Origin of the sequence: Pseudoflavonifractor sp. 60, assembly GCF_009911645.1 — a bacterium.
Classification (GTDB): Bacteria; Bacillota; Clostridia; order Oscillospirales; family Oscillospiraceae; genus Lawsonibacter.
In genome coordinates this window covers 1-6,673 of sequence record NZ_QWKI01000275.1, presented here as the reverse complement: position 1 = coordinate 6,673, position 6,673 = coordinate 1, and the positions used below count along the sequence as shown (strand labels likewise).

Genomic DNA, 6,673 nt, shown 5'->3' with positions numbered 1-6,673 from the left:
ATTGCCTTTTCCGCCTCCTTCTTCTCTTTTTTCTACTCCCTTGAGGAAAAGGTGTCAACTTTTTTTATACCACATCACCCTTGTATGGATTTGCAACAACCAGCTTGGCCGCAGAAACCTCACGCCGGTACAGAAGAAAATGCTGGTGGGAGACCGCTATGAAGCCGAGAAAATGGCGCATGGCTCATCTGAGAGGTTTTACGGAAATCATGATGATTCCCCATGTGGTCAAAATGGCCACATGGGAGAGTCTGACTATCACGCAAAAAAATTGCTGCGGAAACAGGCACCAGCGAGAGCTTTGTCAAACGCGCCAGCCAGTTTTCGCAGGGGGCCACCGCCGCCGAGGAAGTGTCCCCCGGCTTTCGGCAGGAGATCTTCTCCGGCAAGGTCAAGCCGACCCAGAAAGAGATGTGGGCCATCGCCAAGGCTCCCCCGGAGGAGCGGAAACGGCTGATTCAGGAAGTGAAGGAGGCTGCGGGCGCTCCAGAGGAGGAAGAACGCCGCATGACGGCACAGGATGCTGTGCAGCAGTTTGAGTGGAAGGTCACGCGGGTGCTTCAAAATTTTGACAACACCTTCACTGAGTGGCCGCAGCTTATCTCCAACGAGAGCTACCGCCAGCAGGTCATTTCCACCCTGTACGATCTGAAACAATACATTTTACACATTGAAGGAGGCACCCGATATGAATGGGACAAAGAGGCTCGAAAAATCGTATGAGGTCATGTTTATCTCAAGCTCTGATCTGTCTGTCACCCGAGATACCTATCAGCGGGAACTCAACAGCCGCAGGGTGCGGGAGATCGCGGAGAGCTTTGATGAGCGAGTGGCCAACGAGCCGAAGGTCAGCGCCCGTGATGGCCGGTTTTATGTATTTGACGGCCAACACACCATGCCCGCCCGGAAACTGCTCAACGGCGGGCGGGACTTGCCCATTCTCTGCAAAGTTTATACCGGCCTTACCGAGCAGGACGAGGCCGTTCTTTTTGCGGAGCAGACCGGCATTTCTGCCAAGGTTTATCCCGGCTCCAAAATCCGGGCGCTGGTGTTCGGCGGCGATCCTGACGCGATTGCCTTTGTAGAGGCCACGGAGAGCGCCGGCCTGCATCTCTCTTTCAACCAGTCCAGGGGGCTGAAGCACATCGGCTGTGTTGCCGCCGCCTACGGGGAGTTTATGTCGGCGGGCGCTGACCTCTATACGGAGGCCTTGCGCGTCATCGCCGCCGCGTGGGACGGCCACAAGTACTCCCTCCGGGCCGAGACCATCCAGGGCGTGACGGAGTTTATCAAGCTCTACCATGACGAGTACAACCCCAAGCGCCTTATCAGCCGGTGCCGCCGCTATGACCCCATGCACATCTACCGCAGGGCCAAAGCCGCCGGAGATTCTCTCCCCGCCCCGCAGAGGTACATCTTTGAGGTCTGGAACATCTACAACGGCACCAGCAGGGCCAACACCCTGCCCCTGAAATTCTGAGGAGGACACCATGAACAAATATAAGGACTTCCAGAAATCCAGCAGTCAGGACGCCGCCCTCCGCGAGATCGAGCGTGGAGAGCTGGTCGCGGCGCGGATGCACAAGCCGGGGTATCGGCGCAAGATGCGCCGCACCAACAATAAGCACAACAAGAAAGCCAATTACACTTCTCACTGAGCTTGCTCACAGGCAGAAGTCATGGGCTGAGGTCATACGCTGCAAAGATAGAGAATGGGCAGGGCTGATCGACCTCAGCCTATTGTTGTGTCTGTGAGCTGATTTTCAGAATGGAGGCCGTATATGAATTTGTTTGAAACGGTAAAGGCTTCTGTTACTACAAGACAGGCCGCAGAGCGTTATGGGATAGAGGTTGACCGCACCGGAAAAGCCTGCTGTATTTTCCACGATGACCGCCACCCCAGCATGAAGGTGGATGATCGCTTTCACTGCTTTGCCTGCGGTGCGGATGGCGACGTGATCGACTTCGCCGCCCAGCTTTTCGGCGTTAGCGTGAAGGAGGCGGCAAGGCAACTGGCGGCAGATTTCAATATCTCCTACGATGGGAAACGTGCCGGACGGGAACCATCCAAAACAGGCACAGTCAAGGCGCGGAAGTCGCTGATGCGGCGGTTGAAGAATTACCAAAACGAGAACTACCGCGCCCTTTGCGGCTATTTCCGCCTGCTACGGCAATGGGAAACAGAGTATGCGCCCAAGCAGCCGGACGAGGAATGGCACCCCTTATATATGGAAGCGATTCAGAACAGCGCCAGAGTGGAATACCTGCTCGATGAGCTGCAAAGCTGTTCGCCGGACGAGGCCAGGGAGATTATCGCCCAGAATAAGAATGAGATCGGGCGCTGTGCAAACCGTGTGAGAGAAATCCGCAGGGACAGAAAGCGGGCGGCGCATGAAATCGACCGCTGAGGTCAAGGGATAGGAGGACATGGAATGGATTTGAAAAACATCGACAGAAATTCTCTTGTGGATATTTGGAGCGTAAATGTGGATGCCTCGCTCCCCCAAAAGGAGCGGATGCGCGACTTTATCCGTCAGGTGAAAGACCCGTATCTGTTCCGTCATGGGAAATATGTTGTGAAAATCACGTTTGCAGAGACAGACATCACGCTGGAACAGCGGCTTGCTGATTATGTCCGCGCAAAATGCGCCGCCATGTGACATCCTCGACATGGCGGCGTAGCTTATATTAAACTGCGTATAGGGACAAATCGCCGCTCCTGTCTGGCTTTGCAAAACTGGAAAGGAGCTGGCAAATATGCAGAAAACAGCACAGGCAAAAATCTGGAACGCGACCCTATATCTCCGGCTGTCCCGCGATGACGGAGATAAGGAGGAATCCAACAGCATCGCGGGGCAAAGGAACCTGCTCAGGGACTTCCTGAAACAGCACCCTGACATTCGGGAATACGCTGTACAGGTGGACGACGGATGGTCCGGCTCGACCTTCGAGCGGCCCTCGTTCAAGAAAATGATGGAGGATGTGAAAGCTGGTAAGACGAACTGCATCGTTGTGAAAGACCTCTCGCGGTTTGGCCGGAACTATCTGGACGCTGGCGAGTATATTGAAAAGATATTTCCCTTTATGGGGGTACGCTTCATCGCCGTCAACGATAACTACGACAGTTATCGTGAAAAAAGCGCCTCGGATGACCTGATCGTGCCGTTCAAAAATCTCATCAACGAGGCTTATTGCCGGGATATTTCGGTGAAAATCCGTTCCCAACTTGAAATCAAGCGTAAGAACGGACAATTCCTGGGCGCGTTCGCTGCCTACGGCTACTTCAAAGACCCACAGGATAAAAACAGCCTTGTGGTAGACGAGTACGTTGCGGAGGTGGTGCGGGAAATCTTCGCGTGGAAGGTGCAGGGCGTCAGTCCGCAGGACATCGCGGATCGGCTCAACGTTGGGGGCATCCTCTCTCCGCTGGAGTACAAACGCTCCCTCGGCATGAAATGCTCCACACCCTTGCAGACAAATCTTAAAGCCTCCTGGTCTGCGGCATCGGTCATTCGTCTGCTGAAAAATCCCATCTATATCGGCACACTGACCCAGGGCAGGGCGACAACGCCCAGCTACAAGGTACACAAACGGGTGCAAAAAGCTGAAAACGAGTGGTCTGTGATTGAGAACAATCATGCGCCTATCGTTTCCAGAAAGGATTATGACACGGCGCAGAAGGTGCTTGCACTGGACACCCAGCGCAGCCCGGATGAGGAATCTGTTTCTCTTTTTTCCGGCATGGTGTTCTGCGGCGACTGCGGGGCCAGCATGATACGCAAGCCCGTCAGCGCCGGCGGCAGGAAGTACCACTATTACATCTGCTCTGCCAATAAGCAGGACAAAACCTGTTCCCCGCACCGCATCCGTTCGGAGGTCTTGGAGCAAATCATATTTGACTGCTTAAAAGAGCGCATCAACGCTGTTGCAGAGCTGGAAAGCATCCTGGAAATCGCGGATACCGCGCCCCTGCGCACTGCCGGGGCGGTCAAGGTGCAGCGGCAGCTTGATGAAAAGCGGGCGGAATATGAGAAGCTGCAAAAGCTGCTCCTGTCGCTCTATGAAAACCTCGCGGACGGCATTATCGACAGGGTGGAATATACGCGCCTGAAAGAGAGCTTTTCCCAGAGAGCGGCTGAGGTCGAAAAGCAGATGGACGCCCTGCAGGAGCGGATCGAAGTAATGAAAACCAGCACAGCGGATACAAGCTGGACGGACAATTTCAAACGCTATTGCAATCTCACCGAGCTTGACCGCACAGCGGTTGTCTCCATGATAGACAGAATTATGGTCTACGAGGGCAATACGGTGGAGATCGTCTACCGCCGGCAGGATGAGTTTGCATGGCAGATGGATATTGTGCGTCAGGCGCAGATCAAGGAGGCAGTATAAATGGCACGGACAAAGAGAAAAGTCAACCCCATCGCCCCGGCTGTTGAACCGGCACGGGAAGAAAAGACCGAAAAGTATTTGGCCGCCACCTATGTCCGTCTGTCCGTTGAGGACAGCGGCAAAAAGGGTGCGGACACCATTGAGGGGCAGAAAAAGATGCTGTCCGATTTTATCAGCCGCCGCGATGATATGGAGTTTGTCGGCATTTGGTGCGACAACGGCGAGACAGAGACGAACTTCGCCCGTCCGCAGTTTGAGGCGATGATGGAGAAGGTCAAGCGCGGCGAGATCAACTGCATCGTGGTGAAAGATGAATGTGTTATTATAGAACTAAACGCAGAAAGCCCGATAAAATGCCGGTTTTGTGCGGTTAGTTCTATTTTTTGACCCAAAACAGACAAAGAAAAAGCGCAGGGCGGCGCAAGGAGGGTAGGACGCCCACCAGCATGAACAGGTAAGACTTCATAGAGCGGGTATCGCTGTTGGAGAAATCCGGCAGTCGGTATCCGCTCTTTTTTTGCGTCTGCAGACTGGTACATAGGCGTGTATCCCACCCCACCGTAGGGGCTGGGTACACGCCTTTTTCTTTTTCCCATAAACCCACATTGAGAAAGCGAGGTGAACACAAATGCCGAGAAAACCCAAAGAGCCGGAAACGCAGACAGGGGCCGTGGCGGAGACCGTCCAGCGGATGCCCCTCTCCGAACTGCATCCCTTTGAAGGGCATCCCTTCAAGGTGCTGGACGATGACTCTATGGTGGAGACGGTGGAGAGCATCCGGCAGATGGGTGTTGCCAATCCCCTTATCGTGCGCCCGGACCCGGACGGCGGGTATGAGATCATCTCCGGCCACCGCCGCCGCCACGCTGCAGAACTGGCAGGGCTGGACACTATCCCCGTCATTGTCCGGGAACTGGACGATGATGCCGCCGTCATCATGATGGTGGACTCCAACCTTCAGCGTGAGAACATCCTGCCCAGCGAGCGGGCCAAAGCCTACAAGATGAAACTGGAGGCTTTGAAGCATCAGGGGAGCCGGACCGGCCTGACTTGTGAGCAAAACGCGCACAAGTTGGACGGGAAAAAATCCAGGGACATCATCGCGGAACAAGCCGGTACGAGCAAGGACTCTGTGCGCCGTTTTATCCGCCTGACAGAGTTGATCCCCGAAATCCTGGATATGGTGGACGAAAAGAAAATCTCCATGACACCCGCCGTGGAGCTGTCCTACCTGAAGCCGGAGGAACAGCGGAACTTCTTGGAGGCGATGGACTACGCCCAGGCCGCCCCGTCCCTGTCGCAGGCCCAGCGCATGAAGAAAAAGAGCCAGGAGGACGGCTGCACATTGGAGGATATGTGCGGCATCATGGACGAGATGAAGAAGGACGACCTGGGACAGGTCTCGTTCAAGGCCAGCGACTTGCAGAAGTTCTTCCCCAAATCCTACACGCCCAAGCAGATGAGCGATACCATCCTCCGTCTGCTGGAGCAGTGGCAGAGACGGCGGCAGCAGGACCAGCAAAGATGACACGCCCCATTTGCGGGGCACATTTTTATGAAAAGAAAAGGAGTTTTACGCTTATGAACAGTATCCATTTTCACTTCAACGGCAATGTGAACATCAACCTGTCCCTGCCCGACAGCGCGGACAGGCCCGGCTACAAAAAGCTGATGGACTCCCTGGAGGAATATCTACACGACGCGGCGGCAGAAGCTGTTGTCCCGGAGGCCGAGGTGGACTCCATCGTGATGGTGATGCGCCCGGACAAGACCCCGGAGGTCATGCAGGAGACCCAGTGCTGGGAGGAGATCAAGAGCAGGGGCAAGTACGACTGCCTGGAGGTGGTGTCGGATGACGCCCTGGATGTAGAAGGGCTGGCGATCGTCTTTGACGGGCGGCGTGTCCTGAACCTGGGCAGGGAGCGGTATCTGCTCGGCCCGGTGATCGTCTACAAATGCGATGAGGACGGGGACGGTGTTTCCCTTACGGCGGAGGATGTGATCGCCGCTGTGGTCTACTTCGCCGACCATACCGTGACCCTGTGCGCCAATGGAGAGGACTTCCCGGCGTTCCACATCTGAGACCCCGGCGTTACACCTCCGATGCCGTTTCCGCAGAAAGGGGGAATGAGATTTGCAGGAGGAAGTAGAGAACAGGACTGTAAACCTGATGATAAGCACCAGCAAGCTGACCAGACGGACGCTGGTGGCGGCGTTCCGAAAATACGCCCAGTACCGGGTGCGTGTGAAGGCCGGCAAGGCGGCGGAGGGCGACCACGGC

9 protein-coding genes and 1 pseudogene are annotated in these 6,673 nt (G+C 55.4%); all 10 read left to right on the top strand.

Annotation, left to right across the window (positions count from 1 at the left end; genetic code table 11):
- Positions 1–351: 351 nt before the first annotated feature.
- Positions 352–723: a hypothetical protein gene (locus D1646_RS21445; RefSeq protein ID WP_160638394.1), complete on the top strand. Its 372-nt coding sequence runs from the start codon at positions 352–354 to the stop codon at positions 721–723.
- Positions 689–1,480, top strand: a complete 792-nt coding sequence (locus D1646_RS21440; RefSeq protein WP_160638393.1) for a DUF6551 family protein — start codon at positions 689–691, stop codon at positions 1,478–1,480. Before D1646_RS21445 ends, D1646_RS21440 begins: the two co-directional genes overlap by 35 nt.
- Positions 1,481–1,490: 10 nt before the next feature.
- Positions 1,491–1,658, top strand: coding sequence for a hypothetical protein (locus tag D1646_RS21435; RefSeq protein ID WP_160638392.1), 168 nt, complete (start codon positions 1,491–1,493; stop codon positions 1,656–1,658).
- A gap of 123 nt (positions 1,659–1,781) precedes the next feature.
- Entirely contained in the window at positions 1,782–2,408 is a 627-nt protein-coding gene (locus D1646_RS21430) for a CHC2 zinc finger domain-containing protein (protein WP_160638391.1), read from the top strand.
- 24 nt (positions 2,409–2,432) lie between these two features.
- A complete protein-coding gene (locus D1646_RS21425) occupies positions 2,433–2,660 on the top strand; it encodes a DUF6870 family protein (RefSeq protein ID WP_160638390.1) in 228 nt (75 codons plus the stop codon).
- Positions 2,661–2,757: 97 nt separating this feature from the next.
- A complete protein-coding gene (locus D1646_RS21420; protein WP_160638389.1) occupies positions 2,758–4,392 on the top strand; it encodes a recombinase family protein in 1,635 nt (544 codons plus the stop codon).
- The gene (locus D1646_RS21415; RefSeq protein WP_160638388.1) at positions 4,393–4,779 is read left to right on the top strand and encodes a recombinase family protein; all 387 of its coding nucleotides are present in this window, start codon (positions 4,393–4,395) and stop codon (positions 4,777–4,779) included. It begins immediately after the preceding gene.
- Between the two features lie 241 nt (positions 4,780–5,020).
- Entirely contained in the window at positions 5,021–5,920 is a 900-nt protein-coding gene (locus tag D1646_RS21410) for a ParB/RepB/Spo0J family partition protein (protein ID WP_160638387.1), read from the top strand.
- A gap of 53 nt (positions 5,921–5,973) precedes the next feature.
- Complete coding sequence (locus D1646_RS21405; RefSeq protein ID WP_160638386.1) at positions 5,974–6,474, top strand: hypothetical protein; 501 nt, start codon at positions 5,974–5,976, stop codon at positions 6,472–6,474.
- Positions 6,475–6,526: 52 nt separating this feature from the next.
- Positions 6,527–6,673, top strand: a pseudogene (locus tag D1646_RS23535) (PcfB family protein); the annotation flags it as partial.

Excerpts from the sequence above, each read along its gene's own strand:
- D1646_RS21425 (WP_160638390.1), top strand. The coding sequence starts at position 2,433 with ATGGATTTGAAAAACATCGACAGAAATTCTCTTGTGGATATTTGGAGC.
- D1646_RS21430 (WP_160638391.1), top strand. The coding sequence starts at position 1,782 with ATGAATTTGTTTGAAACGGTAAAGGCTTCTGTTACTACAAGACAGGCC.
- D1646_RS21420 (WP_160638389.1), top strand. The coding sequence starts at position 2,758 with ATGCAGAAAACAGCACAGGCAAAAATCTGGAACGCGACCCTATATCTC.
- D1646_RS21415 (WP_160638388.1), top strand. The coding sequence starts at position 4,393 with ATGGCACGGACAAAGAGAAAAGTCAACCCCATCGCCCCGGCTGTTGAA.
- D1646_RS21435 (WP_160638392.1), top strand. The coding sequence starts at position 1,491 with ATGAACAAATATAAGGACTTCCAGAAATCCAGCAGTCAGGACGCCGCC.
- D1646_RS21405 (WP_160638386.1), top strand. The coding sequence starts at position 5,974 with ATGAACAGTATCCATTTTCACTTCAACGGCAATGTGAACATCAACCTG.
- D1646_RS21410 (WP_160638387.1), top strand. The coding sequence starts at position 5,021 with ATGCCGAGAAAACCCAAAGAGCCGGAAACGCAGACAGGGGCCGTGGCG.
- D1646_RS21440 (WP_160638393.1), top strand. The coding sequence starts at position 689 with ATGAATGGGACAAAGAGGCTCGAAAAATCGTATGAGGTCATGTTTATC.